This window comes from Croceibacterium segetis, from assembly GCF_011320115.1.
GTDB lineage: Bacteria > Pseudomonadota > Alphaproteobacteria > Sphingomonadales > Sphingomonadaceae > Croceibacterium_B > Croceibacterium_B segetis.
This window is the reverse complement of sequence record NZ_JAANOZ010000002.1, coordinates 106,654-121,329: the sequence shown is the minus strand read 5'-3', so window position 1 is coordinate 121,329 and position 14,676 is coordinate 106,654. Positions and strand designations below refer to the sequence as shown.

At 61.6% G+C, this 14,676-nt stretch carries 16 protein-coding genes; 6 read left to right on the top strand and 10 right to left on the bottom strand.

Annotated features, from left to right (window positions below; translation table 11 throughout):
- Positions 1-200: 200 nt before the first annotated feature.
- The 6 genes from G7B69_RS02395 to G7B69_RS02375 form a co-directional block, all read right to left on the bottom strand.
- The gene (locus G7B69_RS02395) at positions 201-395 is read right to left on the bottom strand and encodes a hypothetical protein (protein WP_166175731.1); all 195 of its coding nucleotides are present in this window, start codon (positions 393-395) and stop codon (positions 201-203) included.
- Entirely contained in the window at positions 392-1,012 is a 621-nt protein-coding gene (locus tag G7B69_RS02390) for a thermonuclease family protein (RefSeq protein ID WP_207785931.1), read from the bottom strand. The genes G7B69_RS02395 and G7B69_RS02390 overlap by 4 nt, the downstream gene beginning before the upstream one ends.
- 216 nt (positions 1,013-1,228) lie before the next feature.
- Positions 1,229-1,852: an SOS response-associated peptidase gene (locus G7B69_RS02385; protein ID WP_166175729.1), complete on the bottom strand. Its 624-nt coding sequence runs from the start codon at positions 1,850-1,852 to the stop codon at positions 1,229-1,231.
- Between the two features lie 170 nt (positions 1,853-2,022).
- Positions 2,023-2,946, bottom strand: a complete 924-nt coding sequence (locus G7B69_RS02380) for a TIR domain-containing protein (RefSeq protein ID WP_166175727.1) — start codon at positions 2,944-2,946, stop codon at positions 2,023-2,025.
- Positions 2,947-2,975: 29 nt separating this feature from the next.
- Complete coding sequence (locus G7B69_RS17015) at positions 2,976-3,758, bottom strand: E2 domain-associated cysteine-rich protein (protein WP_423717781.1); 783 nt, start codon at positions 3,756-3,758, stop codon at positions 2,976-2,978.
- A gap of 44 nt (positions 3,759-3,802) precedes the next feature.
- The gene (locus G7B69_RS02375; RefSeq protein ID WP_166175725.1) at positions 3,803-5,335 is read right to left on the bottom strand and encodes a nucleotidyl cyclase domain-containing protein; all 1,533 of its coding nucleotides are present in this window, start codon (positions 5,333-5,335) and stop codon (positions 3,803-3,805) included.
- A 162-nt stretch (positions 5,336-5,497) separates the two neighbouring features.
- Between G7B69_RS02375 and G7B69_RS02370 the strand changes: the two genes are divergently transcribed.
- The 3 genes from G7B69_RS02370 to G7B69_RS02360 are packed head-to-tail and all read left to right on the top strand — an operon-like array spanning position 5,498 to position 7,259.
- On the top strand, positions 5,498-6,085 hold the full coding sequence (locus tag G7B69_RS02370) for a sigma-70 family RNA polymerase sigma factor (RefSeq protein ID WP_166175723.1): 588 nt from the start codon (positions 5,498-5,500) through the stop codon (positions 6,083-6,085).
- Positions 6,082-6,471 carry a hypothetical protein gene (locus G7B69_RS02365; RefSeq protein WP_166175721.1) on the top strand — a complete coding sequence of 130 codons (390 nt, stop codon included), beginning with the start codon at positions 6,082-6,084 and terminating at the stop codon, positions 6,469-6,471. Before G7B69_RS02370 ends, G7B69_RS02365 begins: the two co-directional genes overlap by 4 nt.
- Positions 6,468-7,259 carry an ImmA/IrrE family metallo-endopeptidase gene (locus tag G7B69_RS02360; RefSeq protein ID WP_166175719.1) on the top strand — a complete coding sequence of 264 codons (792 nt, stop codon included), beginning with the start codon at positions 6,468-6,470 and terminating at the stop codon, positions 7,257-7,259. The genes G7B69_RS02365 and G7B69_RS02360 overlap by 4 nt, the downstream gene beginning before the upstream one ends.
- 260 nt (positions 7,260-7,519) lie before the next feature.
- On the opposite strand, the gene G7B69_RS02355 is transcribed toward G7B69_RS02360, so the two are convergent.
- Positions 7,520-8,062 carry a recombinase family protein gene (locus G7B69_RS02355; protein ID WP_166175717.1) on the bottom strand — a complete coding sequence of 181 codons (543 nt, stop codon included), beginning with the start codon at positions 8,060-8,062 and terminating at the stop codon, positions 7,520-7,522.
- Between the two features lie 188 nt (positions 8,063-8,250).
- Between G7B69_RS02355 and G7B69_RS02350 the strand changes: the two genes are divergently transcribed.
- Positions 8,251-11,697 carry a class I SAM-dependent DNA methyltransferase gene (locus G7B69_RS02350; RefSeq protein WP_166175715.1) on the top strand — a complete coding sequence of 1,149 codons (3,447 nt, stop codon included), beginning with the start codon at positions 8,251-8,253 and terminating at the stop codon, positions 11,695-11,697.
- Between the two features lie 128 nt (positions 11,698-11,825).
- A complete protein-coding gene (locus tag G7B69_RS02345) occupies positions 11,826-13,106 on the top strand; it encodes a ParB N-terminal domain-containing protein (RefSeq protein WP_166175713.1) in 1,281 nt (426 codons plus the stop codon).
- A gap of 138 nt (positions 13,107-13,244) precedes the next feature.
- Here G7B69_RS02345 and G7B69_RS02340 read toward each other — a convergent pair whose 3' ends face one another.
- From G7B69_RS02340 to G7B69_RS02330, 3 genes are all read right to left on the bottom strand, one after another.
- Positions 13,245-13,580, bottom strand: coding sequence for a helix-turn-helix domain-containing protein (locus G7B69_RS02340; protein WP_166175711.1), 336 nt, complete (start codon positions 13,578-13,580; stop codon positions 13,245-13,247).
- Between the two features lie 109 nt (positions 13,581-13,689).
- Positions 13,690-13,962 (bottom strand): hypothetical protein, encoded by a 273-nt coding sequence (locus G7B69_RS02335; RefSeq protein WP_166175709.1) that lies wholly within the window; start codon positions 13,960-13,962, stop codon positions 13,690-13,692.
- A gap of 124 nt (positions 13,963-14,086) precedes the next feature.
- Complete coding sequence (locus tag G7B69_RS02330; protein WP_166175707.1) at positions 14,087-14,308, bottom strand: helix-turn-helix domain-containing protein; 222 nt, start codon at positions 14,306-14,308, stop codon at positions 14,087-14,089.
- 135 nt (positions 14,309-14,443) lie between these two features.
- On the opposite strand from G7B69_RS02330, the gene G7B69_RS02325 reads away from it, so the two are divergent.
- Positions 14,444-14,659, top strand: a complete 216-nt coding sequence (locus tag G7B69_RS02325; protein WP_166175705.1) for a hypothetical protein — start codon at positions 14,444-14,446, stop codon at positions 14,657-14,659.
- Positions 14,660-14,676 lie beyond the last annotated feature (17 nt).

The window sequence follows — 14,676 nt, the reverse complement described above, 5'->3', positions numbered from 1 at the left end:
CGATAGTCGGCAATCGAATTGAGGTGCTTGGTGCTCACGGCTTCCGTCTCACGGACCACACCAAGCTCGAGAGCGCAGTTATGAGGGCAGCGATCGCCAAGACCGCCGCGGGATCGAGGATGAACATGGATGCCTCCGAGTCGTGAAGGCGGCTATATGTTCACATAATGTTCTCTGTAGGAAAGTCCTTTTTTCGACGCCTAGTTGAGCGGCCCCGGTGGTCGGTCGAGCAACTGATTGATGCGCAGGATGATCGCCTGATAATTCCTGGCCCCCTCATGATCGCCGGAGTCGAGAAGCTCGTCGCAGCGCATGGCGGCAATGACCGCCGCATCCTCCCCGTGCTCGGTGATGTAGTGGTTGGCGCAAGCCCAGAGCTCCCAATTGGAGATCACCAATGCGCTTTGGACCGGCGGTAGCCCGCCGATTGCGCTTGCGCCTCGGAGCAGAACATCTCTTCGGCGCGAGTCTGATCGTAGTGGGGCATCCCGGGTAAGTGATAGATCCACTCACCGCGCCGGTTGCGGTTCCCCTTGATCGTGCAGCCGCTGGTGTTCGTCGGCGCCGCTATCCTTGCCGGTGCTCCCGCCGCTCGCGTGGTCCCGGCTTGACGCTCTTCGGCGCGGTAGTCCCCTGGTGCCTCGAAGCTCGACGACCAAAGGCCAAGCTTGCCGGCTCGAGCGCGGGTCTCGTCGGCCGAATAAGCCTCGCTGTAGCGCCGGAAGGCGGTCGCCCAGCCGTCAGCGACCATCATCTGGTTCAGGTCGACGCCCGCGACCGTGCAGATCGCAAGGAGACGGCCGTATTGATCGACCTCATTGCCGTTGCAGACGACCTTATCGCCACCGACCAGGCTGCGCAGGCGATCTGCCGAGGCCAGACCACAAGCCCACGCTTGTCCCTCTCGATCGCACGTTTGCGATGCTTCGGGCGCGTCGATTCCGAACAACCGAATGCGTTGGCCGGCGACCTCGAGGCTATCACCGTCAACGACGGTCGCGGTGCCAGTCAAGGTTCTTGCCGCGGCTGGCGACCCTAGCAGGACACATGCCAAGATCAGGATAAGTCTCATAGCCGAAGTTTCCGCGACCTGTTGCCGACACTGACTAGCTAAGCGATGCCAGCCCAACTGCTGGGCCCATTCGTAGCCCTGCTTCGTCTCCGCCACCTTAACGATTTCCCCTACACCGTGCCCATGCTTCCGATAGGCGCGGCTGATGAGAGACTATTAGCGGCGAACCCAAGGGTCTGCCGTGCGCTCCACGGCCATCACATCAGGATAGGGACGGCACAGCAGCCCTGCGGCGTCTGGCGGACCATCCAACCAATCATTCCAATCTTCGTGTCGCAAGATGACCGGCATGCGGTCGTGCACCCCGGCGACGTGTTGACAAGCCTCGGTCATAACCATCGTGTAGGCCGGGCCCCATTCGGGCGTGTCGCGCCACAGGCCGGCGACTGCGAACACATCCTCGCCCGGTAGCGTGAACCAGGTGCGCGTCTTGGCGCCTTTTTCGCCCTCGGCCTCGGCGAAGGCGCTGACCGGGATCAGGCAGCGCCGCTCCTGAAACGAATAGCGCCACATGAAGCCGTCGAGCTTGTCGGCGCGGGCGTTGTTGATCGGCTTGGGCTTGAGCGGCTGGCCGTTCTTACCCTTGAGCACCAGCGGGAAGCCCCAGACCATTGAGCGCAACTCGCCGCCCTCCTGCTTACCGCCTCCGGCTTTGGCGACCACAAGGCCGGGGTAGCCGGGATAGACCTCGGTGGCGAAGTTGCCGACGCTACCGGCGGTGGCGTTAAACAGGTTGGCGACCTCCGCGGTCGCCTTGGTCATGCGATAGAGGTTGCACATCGGGCAAGGCTGGATTCACCAGCCGAACCTGTCAACGTTTAGAACGCTCGGCTCCCTCCAACGCCGACGGCCGTGGAACAGTCGACCAAGCACCTGCCTCCGAATTGGAAGGTGCTCGTGGGGCTCCATCCCATCCGGACGACAAAGACCCGCCATTATATCGTCAAAATTCAACAGCTTTGGCGATCTCGGCGGACGCCGATGAAGCCAATGCGTTCGCGGGCCTGATCGCAAGCCTTCGCAACAGTGCGCTCCATCTTATCCTTGTTTGCTCCTTGGTAACGGAGCGTCGTGAGCCCGGCGAGGTCGGAGGCAAGCTTCACACCCGAGTCCGCCTCCACCAGAAGGAACGAGCGTTCCCGCCCAAGACGACCCACTGAGATTCCATATTCAAGGTGGACATTGTCGCGCGGCACATGGTGATTTTCATCGCGCGACACGAGCACGTCGTCGGCTCGAGCCACGGCGATCGTGAAGTCGGCGCGTTCGATTGCATCCTCAAGCGAACTGATCGGATAGTCGGAGACGCCGAACGTGCCGTGATCCCACAGATATACGGGCATGTCATCGGCGTCGAGGTTCTGCCGGACTTGGCGCGCCACCGGAAGACCCTCCTTCGAAGAGATGACGAAGATGCGGGGATGCTCGTTGACGTCGCCAATCTCCTGATTTCGGTGGTCGAGCTGGTCAGCCACGGCATCCGCGGTCGCCTTCCAGAACTCGACGTCGGAGCCGACGATTTGCTCCACATCGGCGAGAGCGACCGTCAGCACCAAACTCGGCATCGTGGCCCTTAGACTTGCGGTCCGCGCGCGGGCCCGGTTCAACCCCGCGAGCTCGCCAACCGACTCCCCGGCGACGCGGGTCTGCTTGTGCTGCCCGTTGATGGCGACGTCAAACTCACCCGCAAGAATGAAATGCAGATCATTGTCCCAACCGCCTTGCTCCACGAGGAGGTCGCCCGCCGCATACTCGGACGTGCTACCCGCGTCGGCGAACTTCTCCGCGAGTTCCTTGTCGCTGCGGATGAGCCGTTGTTGCAGCAGCGCCTCAATGATCCCTGCCCGGTCGAATCTGTTCTTCAAACTCGTCATCGTCTTTCTCCGAACCTTTTGAGGTGCGATTAGGCTGCCGCCCCAGTCTGTGGGACCAGTGTAGAGGTGGCTGCCAACGGGCATCCGTCCATGGTCCCGCAGCAAGGTGTTCCACTTGCCGCCTTCCAGAAGAGCTTCTCCTCCTCCACCACTCCATGAAGTTCGAGCGCGAGGGTCGCTGCCGCGTCGGCGTGATCTCCGCAGGCCCGAAGAACGGTCGGTCGGCGGCGAGCACCGGCAGGACATAGGCACGGCCGCCTTAAGTTTACGACGCGCCTTTTGCGCATCCACACCGCATAGAGTCGCCGGCCATCTTGCAGCACCCGCACTGCCGGTCCCTCTGGGCCGTCGCCCTTCACCAAGACGGTCAATCGACGATCCGCCAGATATGCCGAAAATCTATCGCCGAGCCTCTCCGCCGCCAGCTCCGCCCGAAGCTGATGGGTTGCGGCTGCTGCGCCATGAGCGCGCCCAAATCCATCTGGCCAATGCCGCCGACGTGCAGCGCGCGTCTGAAGTTGCAGGAAGCGAAGGAGCGTCTCCCACCATGCTCTCGCGGCTTCTGGGCCATCGATGACGATGTCGTCGACGTAGCGCCAATAAAGGCAGAAACTTCCGTCGCGGTTGATGTGGCGCTCGGGGCAAAAAGCCGGAAGGAGCGAGGGCGTAGTCTCCCGCGCGGACGCGGACGCTCCCGCGAACGATATGGTGAGGCCATAGACCGGCTTGCGGCCGTCGCTATGCGGCACGGGCAGCGAGATTTGCAGCTCCTCGAACCCGCGCCGAATCTCGAGGGCTCCAAAATCGGCCATGCACCCCGCGATCAGCGAGAAGGCATTTGGTGTCAGTGCCCCGCTCACTTGTTCTCTGCAAAAGGTCGAACCGTGCGATCTGAAGCAGCCGCGATCGCGGGCGCCGCGAGCTCGAACGCTGCACGCTTGGTCGCTCGCGCTGTTTCGTCGCCCTTTTGCGACAAGGCTTCGACGGCCTCGTTGTAGTCGAGGCCCTTGACCTTTCGCCCCGTGCCGAAAAGGTCTCGCACTGCTTGAGTGGCGGCGTCGTAGGCGATGCGGCCGATTGCCGTTTCGTCGCCGGTGCATCGGGCCTGCTCCGCTTCCGAAGTAAGGACGCCGCGGCTTACGGAACAGCGAATGCGATCACCTTGCATGCCCAGGCGGGTCACCGTCATAGGCCCGAGTTCGAGGCCAATGGCGAGGCCCAGACCTGCGACGTCGATTGCTTCCTCTTCGAGCTTGTCCAACGAAAGTTCAAAGCTAGAGCGGAGTGCGCCGGCGCATAGGGTCGCCGTGCTGACGGTCTCGGGCTCGTCGGTGATCTGGGCGGTTCCTTCGCAGAGTAGACCGTGCAGACAGTCGCCGATGAACCTGATGCGGCGACCGTCAAAGTCGCAGGTGAGCACGCGGTCGAGCTCAGCTCGGATGACGTGGAAGACGCGCACCACATCCTCGGCCGAATCCTCGATGTGGCGAGCGACGTAAGCGGTGAACCCGTCGATGTCCGCGTAGACCGATACCGCCTCTTGCCGTCTCGTGTTGGCCGGTGTGAGGGTGGTGATGTCCAGCGACCGTAGCGGCGGCGTGTGGCGCGAGAAGCCGAATGAGCCGATGGGATTCTTCTCGAGATCCTCCCGCCATTCCTTGACGATCGTGTCCTTCGAGACGCCGAGGGCGGCCTTGTCCTGGCAGTCTTGGATTTCTGCTGGAGTTAGAGCGCTGTCGCTCGGCACGTCGACAACGGCGAGCCCGACCGCGTTGCGGGCGTTGTTCGTCAGGTAGATGCCGGACTTGGTTCCTCCGCTGGATAGCTTGGCCGCCCTGTTGGCGGGATCGCCCAGGAACAAAGGCTCGCGTCCCCCGCGGCGGCCATTGTTTACGCCAAGCGCTACGCCCGAATCGATGCCGACGCGGATCTTGGCGTTCGGAATATGCTCATCCGCGTCATCGGTCTCCTGAAGGACGTCGATGATAAGCTGCGCAATGGCCACCGCGCGGCAAATTCGCTTCGCCTCGGCACCATCCTCACTGTTGTAAGGGTTCGCCACCACAGCATGAAGACGCTGGTTATGGAAGTCGACGCGGCGAGCGTCGCAGCGGCTCAGCACGCGATGCACGGCACGCTGATGCAGATTCAGGAAGCGGAGCGTCCGGCGATGGCATGTCACTCCCTCTTCGTCCGTGACATGCAGCATGTCATCCAGATTGAGGATGTCAGCGTAAAGGTGAACGCCGTCGACGCGATATGCCTTGTTGGCGGGAATGCCCTCCAATGACATGTCGCGCCGATATTCGACTATAGTGACGTTCTCGACGTCGTTGAGCTTCTTTTCGATGTGATCCGAGGCCCGGTCGTAATTCCAGCTCTTCGCCATTTGTCGAACTCCACTTCGGATCGATTCTACCGCGGGCTTGCCAGCGGCTCGGAAACCCTTTCCAACTATGCATGCGGACGCGGGCGCGGATTCGGACAATGGTAATTCGGTGTCCGAGATCGCGGGCTCGTCCGCATATCTCGGCAGGAGGTATCAGGCCGCGTGCTGGAAACGGCGGAGATTGCTGAGGGCGTCGAGACCGACCACCTGTCGGTCGACGAGGTGCGGACGATGCTCCGTGGCCTCGATCGCAGCAGTGCGGCCAAGATCTACAAAATTGCCAAGTGGTTCGCGCCTAGGTGCCGGATGCCTGAAGATGACCTGACGCAGGAGGCGTTCAAGCGGATGATCGAAGGCGGGCGACGAATGCCCCGTAACGTGGACCTCATCCCGTTCGCCGCCGGGGTGATAAAGAGCATCGCTTCCCAGGAGCTCGACGCGATCCGGCGGGGGCTTCGGGAGGTCCGGCCTACGCCCGACGGAACGAACGGGCCCGACACACCGGATCCGTCCCCATCGCCTGAGCGGCTTCTGCAGTCGGCCCACGACGAGCGAGAAATTCTGGCGGCAATCGACCGCCTCATCGAGGATGACGAGCAGCTCCAGCTGCTGGTCGAGGGGATCTGTGACGGCATGCGTGGTGACGATCTGGAAAAGCTGCTTGGCGTGGACGAGAAGGGCCTCGCCGCCGTTCGCAAGCGGCTGAGGCGCAAATTGCAAAGCGCCTTTCCCAAAGGACCTGAGCTATGAGCGACATCAACAGTAACGACGCGAATAGACTTTCGTTGCTTGACGATTTTCTGATCGAGGAGATCCTATTTGATGACAGCGACGACGCGGATGATGGGGCGCTCGAAAGAATGCTGACGAGCCTCGATCGTGCGGAACTCGCATTGCGGAAAGGTCGGATAACCGAGATCCGCGCGCAGATCGACCGGGAGCGGGCTGGTACGACAGTTATCGCCTTCGACGCGGACCGAATGCGCGCGAAGTTAAAGGCTGCGGCGAACGATCCCCAAATCAAAATGACGCTCGCGGCGCGCGGTGGCGTGTCAGACGGTGATGGGGACTTGGAGGGCCTGCTCGAAGATTTGGCCGAATTGGAGCGCGACGCGCTGGACGATTCGAAGGAATGAATTTGCGCGCGTCCGCCGCGGAGTTGGCGCTGCAGGCGCTCGGCATTACGGAGCCAGCAGAGATTGACGTGGAGGTGATCGCGCGCTCTTTAGGCGCAAAAGTGAAATACCGGCCGCTCAAGTCGTGCGAGGCGCGGATCGTTGGAGAAAATGGTCGCGCCATTATCACAGTAGATTCCGCCACCCGCGTTCAGAGGAAGCGATTCTCTGTGGCACATGAACTCGGCCACTGGCACCGCCACCGCGGGATCTGCCTCACCTGTCGCAGCGCCGACATCGACCGCCCACTTAGCGACGGACGGCGGGAGCGCCACGCCAGCGATCCCGAACTTCAAGCGGACGCTTACGCCTCGGACCTTCTGCTTCCGGGATACATCTTCAGACCGCTAGCGAACGACATTAATCGGTTGACGCTAGAGACTGTGAGGGAACTCGCCGGCATGTTTCAGACCAGCCTGACGGCGACCGCCATTCGGGCGCTCGCGACGAACAGGTTCCCCAATATGCTGGTCTGTCATTCGCAAGCGGGCATGCGCTGGTTCCGGCGGCCGCCCATCGTTCCCGAGCGTTGGTTCCCGCGCAGGGACCTGCTGCCGGACAGCCCCACCTTCGCGCTTCTCTTCCAAGGGGGAGCGGAGAGAAGGCAGCCCGCCACGGTCAAAGCGTCGTGTTGGTTCGACAACCCGCTCGCTGAGCGTTTCACGGTGACCGAGCAATCGTTTGTCTTGCCAAACGGCCGAGTGGCCACCCTGGTCCGTCTCAGCGATCCAATGATGCTGGTTGCATAGCCTCTCGCGAGAAAAGGCTAGACTGCCACGCCGACACGGCTCTCAAGACCGAACTCGGTTTTCCTCTGGCCAGGACATCGAGTGGATCGCAGAACCTTCGGCTGTTTCCGCCAAGCCAGCCGCCCAAGCATTGTGGCCATTACGCTAGTGGATGGGATACCCTGCCGCTCCCCGACTGATAGGCAGCACCCGGGTGAGACTGGCGCGCCAATCCTTGGACTTCGTCCTTTACAGCACTCGTTCTGCTGCGGAGGCGCGACTCAACCGCTCAGTGCGCGATAAACGCTGGCACGACCGATACCGAGCTGGTTGGCGATCTCGCTTCCTCCCAGCCCTTGTTCGCGAAGCGCTCGCACCGCGGCGACGTCCACCGAAGGCTTGCGCCCCTTGTAGATACCAGCCGCCTTCGCGCGGTCGATACCTTCACGTTGTCGCTCGCGACGAATGTCGGCTTCGAACTCGGCGATCGATGCCAGCACGCCTAGCAGAAGCTTCCCGGTCGACGTCGATGTCTCGATCGAGGACTGCTGAATGCACTGGAACGCAACTCCCTTGTCGGTGAGTTTCTTGACCACGCTGTGGAGGTCGTTCGCTGACCGTGCGAGACGGTCGAGGCGCGTCACCACAAGGACGTCGCCTTCGCGCACGAACGACAAGGCATCGGCCAGTTCGGACCGACCTGCGGTGGTCGTCCCCGAGCGCTTTTCGGCAAAGACCTTCTCACAACCAGCCGCGTTCAGCGCTTCCAGCTGGACCTCTAAGGACTGACCTACTGAACTTACGCGAGCATAACCGACCAGCATCTGTGTCCCCTGTCTCATTAGCTTCTAAACCCCGACACCTTCGTGTCCCAAAATACCGAAGTCAACCCTAATGAGACGAGACGGCGGGGCTGCTTGTGTCTCGCCTCTAGCCTCGTGGGGGTATACGCATGTGAGGCTTCAAGTTGGATTGTTGCCAGCGGCTTAGCGCTGTGCTGTTCTCCAACTCGATGGGGGAGAAAGCAGACATCGAAAGCTTCATCGCTCACTGGCGATCGACTGGCGGGTCAGAGCTGGCGAATACCCAGAGCTTCATCAACGGCCTCTGCCACCTGATCGGAGTCCCGCCGCCCGACGGTAGCCGCACCAGCGATGCGCATAACGACTACGTCTTCGAACGCCGCGTCTTCCAGGACAACGGCGACGGCAGCCAAAGCTTCGGTCGGATCGACTGCTACAAGCGCGACAGCTTCATCCTCGAGGCCAAGCAGGGCAGCGAGGCTGACCGGGCCGCCGCCGAACGCGGTGAGGACGATCTCGACCTTTTCGGCCAGACCGCATCGACCCGCCTGAAGCGCGGCACCGCGCGGCGTGGCACGCCGGGATGGACGCGGGCGATGCTCCAAGCGAAAGGCCAGGCCGAACGCTACGCCAAGGCGTTGCCGGTCGATCACGACTGGCCGCCGTTCCTGCTTGTCGCCGACATCGGCTACTGCATCGAGGTCTGGGCAGACTTCACCGGCACCGGCAAGGCATACGCCCAATTCCCAGATCGTGCGCGCTACCGGATCATGCTGGAGGACCTGCGCGACGAAGAGGTGCGTGATCGCCTGCACGCCATCTGGATCGATCCGAAGCGCCTCGATCCCGCGATCGAGTCCGCGAAGGTCACCCGCCAAGTCGCCGACCTCCTTGCCACCGTATCCAAGAGGCTGGAGGCGCGCGGCTATAACGCCGAGAGTGTCAGCGGCTTCCTGATGAGGGTGCTGTTCACGATGTTCGCTGAGGACACCGAGGTGCTGCTGCCGAAGGACAGCTTCAAGGAGCTGCTCAAGGCTCACGAGCATAACCTGGACAATCTGCCGCGCTCGCTCTCCTCGCTTTGGGAGGCCATGGACGCCGGCGAGTTCGCCCCCGCGCTGGCGGTCCAGGTGCGCAAGTTTAACGGCTATCTGTTCAAGAAAACCGAGGCGCTGCCGCTTGATGCCGACGAGCTGAAGGTGCTGGTCGAGGCAGCCTCAAAAGTGTGGACCGATGTCGAGCCGGCGATCTTCGGCACTCTGCTGGAACGCGCGCTGAACCCGAAGGAGCGGGCCAAGCTAGGGGCGCACTACACCCCGCGAGCTTATGTCGAGCGGCTAGTCGGACCGACGATCATGGAGCCGCTGCGCGCCGATTGGAATGGGGTGCAGGCGGCCGCCGCCGCCCTGGTCGATGAAGGCAAAACCGATGAGGCCCGCGCCCATGTCGAGGCGTTCCATGCCCGGCTCGCCCAGACTAAAGTGCTCGATCCGGCCTGCGGCACCGGCAACTTCCTCTACGTCGCCATGGCGCGCATGAAGGAGCTGGAAGGTGAGGTGCTCGACCTGCTCGTCGGCCTCGGCGACGACCAGTATGTCGCGGAGATTACGGGGCACACGATCACGCCCGAGAACTTCCTTGGCATCGAGCTGAATCCGCGTGCCGCGGAGATCGCACAGCTGGTGCTGTGGATCGGCTACCTACAGTGGCATTTCCGCGTGAACGGCAAGGACCGCGCCCCGCCGGAGCCGATCCTCAAGGACATCCGCACCATTGAGAACCGCGACGCGCTGATCGATTACGACGAGCGTATCCTTGAGCGTGACGAAGCCGGAGCGCCGCTCACGATCTGGGATGGACTGAGCTTCAAGACCCACCCCGTGACCGGCAAACTGGTGCCTGACGACACGGGCCGCATCGAGGTCTACCGCTATGTAAGGCCGCGTGCGGCCCAATGGCCGAGGGCTGACTTCACCATCGGCAACCCACCTTTCATCGGCAACAAGCGGATGCGGGAAAGGCTGGGAGATGGTTACACCGACGCGGTTCGTGTTGCGTATCCGAGGGTCAGCGATTCCGTCGACTTCGTAATGTATTGGTGGGCCACGGCGGCGACAACGGTGGGCGCAACGAGCCGCTTCGGCTTCATCACGACTAACTCGATAACCCAGACCTTCAATCGCACCGTCATTGAGGCTGCGAAGTGCCGCTTGCTCTACGCGATTCCTGACCACCCTTGGGTCGATGGCACCGACGGTGCAGACGTGCGCATCGCAATGACCTGCGCTGGCGCCTCACCAGGACCCGCCGTCCTTGAACTTGTCGAGGACGAGGGCATTCTTCCTGAGGGCTATGGCGAGCGCTGGGTTCAGCTGCACGCGACCAGTGCTGATCGGATCAATGCTGACCTCACTGTCGGCGTCGATGTCGAAGATGCAAAGTCGCTTCGCGCCAACGATGGACTAGCGGTTCAAGGGATGAATCCGCTTGGGCTGGGCTTCCGACTGGAGACGAGCGATCTCGAACGCCTCCAGATCGACCCGAATGCGCTACCCTCTCGGCTAAGACCATATCTAATCGGGCGTGACCTCGTGCAGCGGCACCAGCCGAAGTGGGTCGTCGACTTCTACGGGTTGTCGGAACAACAGGCGAAGGCGGAGGCGCCGACGCTCTACCAGCACATCTTCAACACGGTGAAGCCTGAGCGAGATCAAAACCGCAGAGAGACCCGACGTCTCAACTGGTGGCTTTTTGGCGAGAATGCACCGACGTTGCGCCTTGCCTCGCGCGAGCTTGACCGCGTGATCGCAACCTGTCGAACCGCGAAGCATCGCATATTTACTTTCGTGACCACCGATCACATTCTCGATGCAAAGATCATTGGCATCGCACTGGACGATGCTTGGCTACTTGGAGTGCTTTGCAGCCGCATGCACCTGGTTTGGGCACTCCGCACCGGGGCATTCTTGGAGGATCGACCGAATTACAACCACTCCGATTGCTTCGGGAAGTTCCCCTTCCCCGCTGACGTCCCCGCGCCACTCAAAGACCGTATCCGCGCCGAGGCCGAGGCCCTCGACGCCCTGCGCAAGCGCGTGCTCGACGAGCACGAGAACCTGACCCTCACGAAGCTCTACAACGTGCTCGAAGCGCTGCGAGAGGGCCGGGCGCTAACCGAGGTCGAGCGCGACATCCATGACCACGGTCTGGTCACCTTGATCCGCCGCCATCACGAAGCGATCGACGCTATGGTCGCCGAAGCCTACGGCTGGCCGGCGCATCTGTCCGACGAGGAGATCCTCACCCGCCTCGTCGCGCTCAACAAGGAACGCGCCGCCGAAGAAGGCAAGGGGCTGATCCGCTGGCTACGCCCCGAATACCAGGCGCCCGACTACGACGCACCTGTCACCCAGTCGCTCGACCTCGGCCAGACCGCCGCGACGGCGCCCGACAATGTCATCCCGTGGCCCGACAGCCTCCCCGAGCAGGTGAGCGCGGTCCAGTCCGTTCTCGCCTCCGTTGGCGTTCCACTCGCACCCCAAGACGTTGCTCGCGCCTTCAAGGGCAAACGAGCCGCTACCATCCGCCCCGTCCTGGATGCCCTGGCGGGGGTCGGGATGGCACGCCGACTAAAAGACGGGAGGTATGCTGCTTAAAGACGAACAGCTTGGAACGGGTGCCACCATTATTCCGAGCCGACCGTAAGCAGCGGTTTGACGAGCAAGATCGGGACATGCGACCACGTCGAGATCGGCATAGATTGTCAGATAAGCAGGGGGCAATTTTGGCCTACGAGGAACTGGAACTCGACGATCTACGAGTTAATCAGGCTAATGATCGCCACGGCGAGGTCGGTAGCGAGGATCTCGCAATCGCCGAGCTATTCCGGTTGCACGAAGCCCAAATGCGCAACTTGGCCGCCGATATTGCGGCCGTTGGAGCGGTCTACGATCCACCGCTCGTGATGCGCTCCGAGGACATCTACGTCGTCTTCGACGGCAATCGCCGGGTAACCTGTCTTAAGCTCCTTCGGGACCCCGCTCGGTCACCGACAGCCCATCTACGAGGATATTTCGAGGGTCTTGCAGACGGGGTCGTCATTCCCGACCGGTTGACGTGTCAGGTTGAGGACGACCGCATCCTTATCGACAACATCCTATTCCGCCGCCACACTGGATCCCAGCGCGGTGTCGGACAGCTCGACTGGAACGACCGGGCAAAACTCAACTTCGTCGAACGGACGGGCCAAGGTGGCGGCATCAATGTCGCGGCAGAGGTGGAGCGCCTCTTGGCTGAGGCAGATCGGCTTCCCGAGGGCAACATCCCCTGGTCTACCTTGACGCGCCTTCTGTCGTCCGAGGAGTTTCGCAATCGGGCGGGTGTCAGCACGGCCGGTCGACGGTTTCGGCTAACCCACGATCATGGTGCGGTGACGGAGGCGCTCCAACGCATCACCAACGATCTTGCCAACCAGGTCGTCACACTGGGCCACCTTTGGAACAATGAGGGTAAGCGAGCCTATCTCAATCGACTCGAAGCGGAAGGAATTCTGCCTCGTGAAAACGAGCGTCTAGAAGAGCCCGTTGAAGGTCCTGGCGTTCCTCGCAACCCCCGGCCGCGTCAACCCGCGCCTCGCCCTCCTCAGACCACTTTTATCCCGGCGGACGCGCCGCATATTCAATGGATCGCGACCCAGCAGCGCGTCCGGGCCATCTGGGAAGAGCTGCAATCGCTATCATTGGGTGAACATCCGAACGCTGTTTCTGCCCTCATGCGCATTTTGGTCGAATTGTCGGTCGAAAGCTATGTGGCCGAACATGGCCTCCAGGTGCCGGACAATCTGTCCAGAAAGGTAGGTGCAGTGAGCGCTCACCTCTTCCGTCGCCAGATAATCGATCGGGCATACTACGACGAGCTGGAGCGCATGCGGCTCAACGATCAACTCATTTCGGTCGCAAGCATGCAGCGATACATTCACTCGCCAGACTTCGCCCCGATGGAGAATGAATTGCGCGCTTATTGGAACCGCCTTGGCCGCTTCCTGATTTCGGCCCTCAACCGATAACTCATCCCGTCGAACTCTTCCTCTGGTCCGGCCGGGGAACGAATACTTTGCGCACCGCGACCCGCAGCGAAGCACTCCGATCGAACCGATGCGGCTGCGACCAACTCATTGAGCGTTAGCACGATCGGGGGCGCTGCCCTAGGTCTTCGCAGTAGCGCCGAGAACCTTGACGAAGTCGATCTCCGGGTGGCGCTGTTCAAGCACGGCCAGGAGAAACTTCGCCGTGTCCATGCCGAGCAGTCGCGCGAACTGGAGTGCGCGGTCGATCGGGATGGGCACTCGACCCAAGGCCATGTGACTCAGCACCACGGAGGCCCTGTAGTTGAGCATCTTGGCGATGGTGCGCTGAGACCAACCCTTGTCCTCGGCAGCGTGTTCCAGACCTGCCGCGAGCATGCGGGTCGCCTCTGAATTTGCCAGAGGGTAGTCGCCATGTGGGTCCAAGTTGACCACCTTGTTATTTGCCTTAGCCATAAATCCGCTCTTTCCTGTTCGGAACCGACGACAATGGCCGTCGGTGCGTTTGATATTGTGCCGAGACTGTAGAGGCGGGCGCACGGCCACCTCATCAACGGCGGAGGGATCACCAGGTTCGGTGCGGGTCCGAGCGGATGACTTCCCATCCATCTTCAACGAAGTGTGCGAGCCCGCCGGCGTGCTCTTCGGCAACCTTCTTGAGGATGTCCGGCGCCATGTCGCATGGGGGCTCCCAAGGGCCGATCGAGTATGACACTCCGGGCCAATGCCTGAGCCCTTCGTAGAGCGCGAAGAGGAGCGAGTGGCTCGCGTGGTGAATGTCGTCGGCGACGATCGGGATGGGGTTGATGCGCAGCTCGGTAGCTCGAAAGATCTTCATGTGAACCTCACTAGTTGCTGTTGGTGAGGTCACTATGAGAGCGTTGAACGCGGGTGTCGGGTGGGCAATGAATTCGACGTTGGGGACTGCGCCGAAGGGTGTCAGTGGTCCGTTCGACGAACCATTAGTCTGCCTCCTCGATGGGCCGCAGGAGGTCCATCGGCATGGCGCCTAGAGGGTCGGTCAACTCGAACAGCGTTACCACAGTCGGATTGCGCCGCCCTGCCTCAAGAGAGCTCAGATACTGCTGAGAAATGCCGGTGAGTTCGGATACCCTCTCCTGCGTCAGTCCCTTGGCAGCGCGAAGCTTGCGAAAGTTCAGCCCGACCAGAAGGCGCATGTCCATGCCGCGGACAGTGCCGCAGGTGATGATTGCGGGTTATCAACTATAGTGTGTATTGAACCAGCTCAAGGCAGAGCTGCCGCGTCGGTTTCCGAACCGCCACGAGATCGACGCACCATCCCGACGGAAGGATCAAAAATGGACTATAAAGAGATTCGAAAAGCATCCATTTGCCGAGCCGACATGGTCTTGCTAGTTATCGCCGGCTTCGTGGCGCTGGGGTTATTGATAACGTATTTCGAAACTCGGCTTCCCGCTAGCAGCCCCTACAAGAAGTGCCAAACCGGCATCTTCATTGACCAGAAGTGCAAGCTCAAGGTCTCGGTCGATAGGTTGATGCGCGGCGGCTACTAAACCCAAGGTCCAGGAGC

Coding starts and splice junctions, on each gene's coding strand:
- G7B69_RS02350 (WP_166175715.1), top strand. CDS start 8,251: ATGGGGGAGAAAGCAGACATCGAAAGCTTCATCGCTCACTGGCGATCG.
- G7B69_RS02335 (WP_166175709.1), bottom strand. CDS start 13,962: ATGAAGATCTTTCGAGCTACCGAGCTGCGCATCAACCCCATCCCGATC.
- G7B69_RS02355 (WP_166175717.1), bottom strand. CDS start 8,062: ATGCTGGTCGGTTATGCTCGCGTAAGTTCAGTAGGTCAGTCCTTAGAG.
- G7B69_RS02385 (WP_166175729.1), bottom strand. CDS start 1,852: ATGTGCAACCTCTATCGCATGACCAAGGCGACCGCGGAGGTCGCCAAC.
- G7B69_RS02330 (WP_166175707.1), bottom strand. CDS start 14,308: ATGGACATGCGCCTTCTGGTCGGGCTGAACTTTCGCAAGCTTCGCGCT.
- G7B69_RS02325 (WP_166175705.1), top strand. CDS start 14,444: ATGGACTATAAAGAGATTCGAAAAGCATCCATTTGCCGAGCCGACATG.
- G7B69_RS02360 (WP_166175719.1), top strand. CDS start 6,468: ATGAATTTGCGCGCGTCCGCCGCGGAGTTGGCGCTGCAGGCGCTCGGC.
- G7B69_RS02365 (WP_166175721.1), top strand. CDS start 6,082: ATGAGCGACATCAACAGTAACGACGCGAATAGACTTTCGTTGCTTGAC.
- G7B69_RS02340 (WP_166175711.1), bottom strand. CDS start 13,580: ATGGCTAAGGCAAATAACAAGGTGGTCAACTTGGACCCACATGGCGAC.
- G7B69_RS02375 (WP_166175725.1), bottom strand. CDS start 5,335: ATGGCGAAGAGCTGGAATTACGACCGGGCCTCGGATCACATCGAAAAG.
- G7B69_RS17015 (WP_423717781.1), bottom strand. CDS start 3,758: ATGGCCGATTTTGGAGCCCTCGAGATTCGGCGCGGGTTCGAGGAGCTG.
- G7B69_RS02380 (WP_166175727.1), bottom strand. CDS start 2,946: ATGACGAGTTTGAAGAACAGATTCGACCGGGCAGGGATCATTGAGGCG.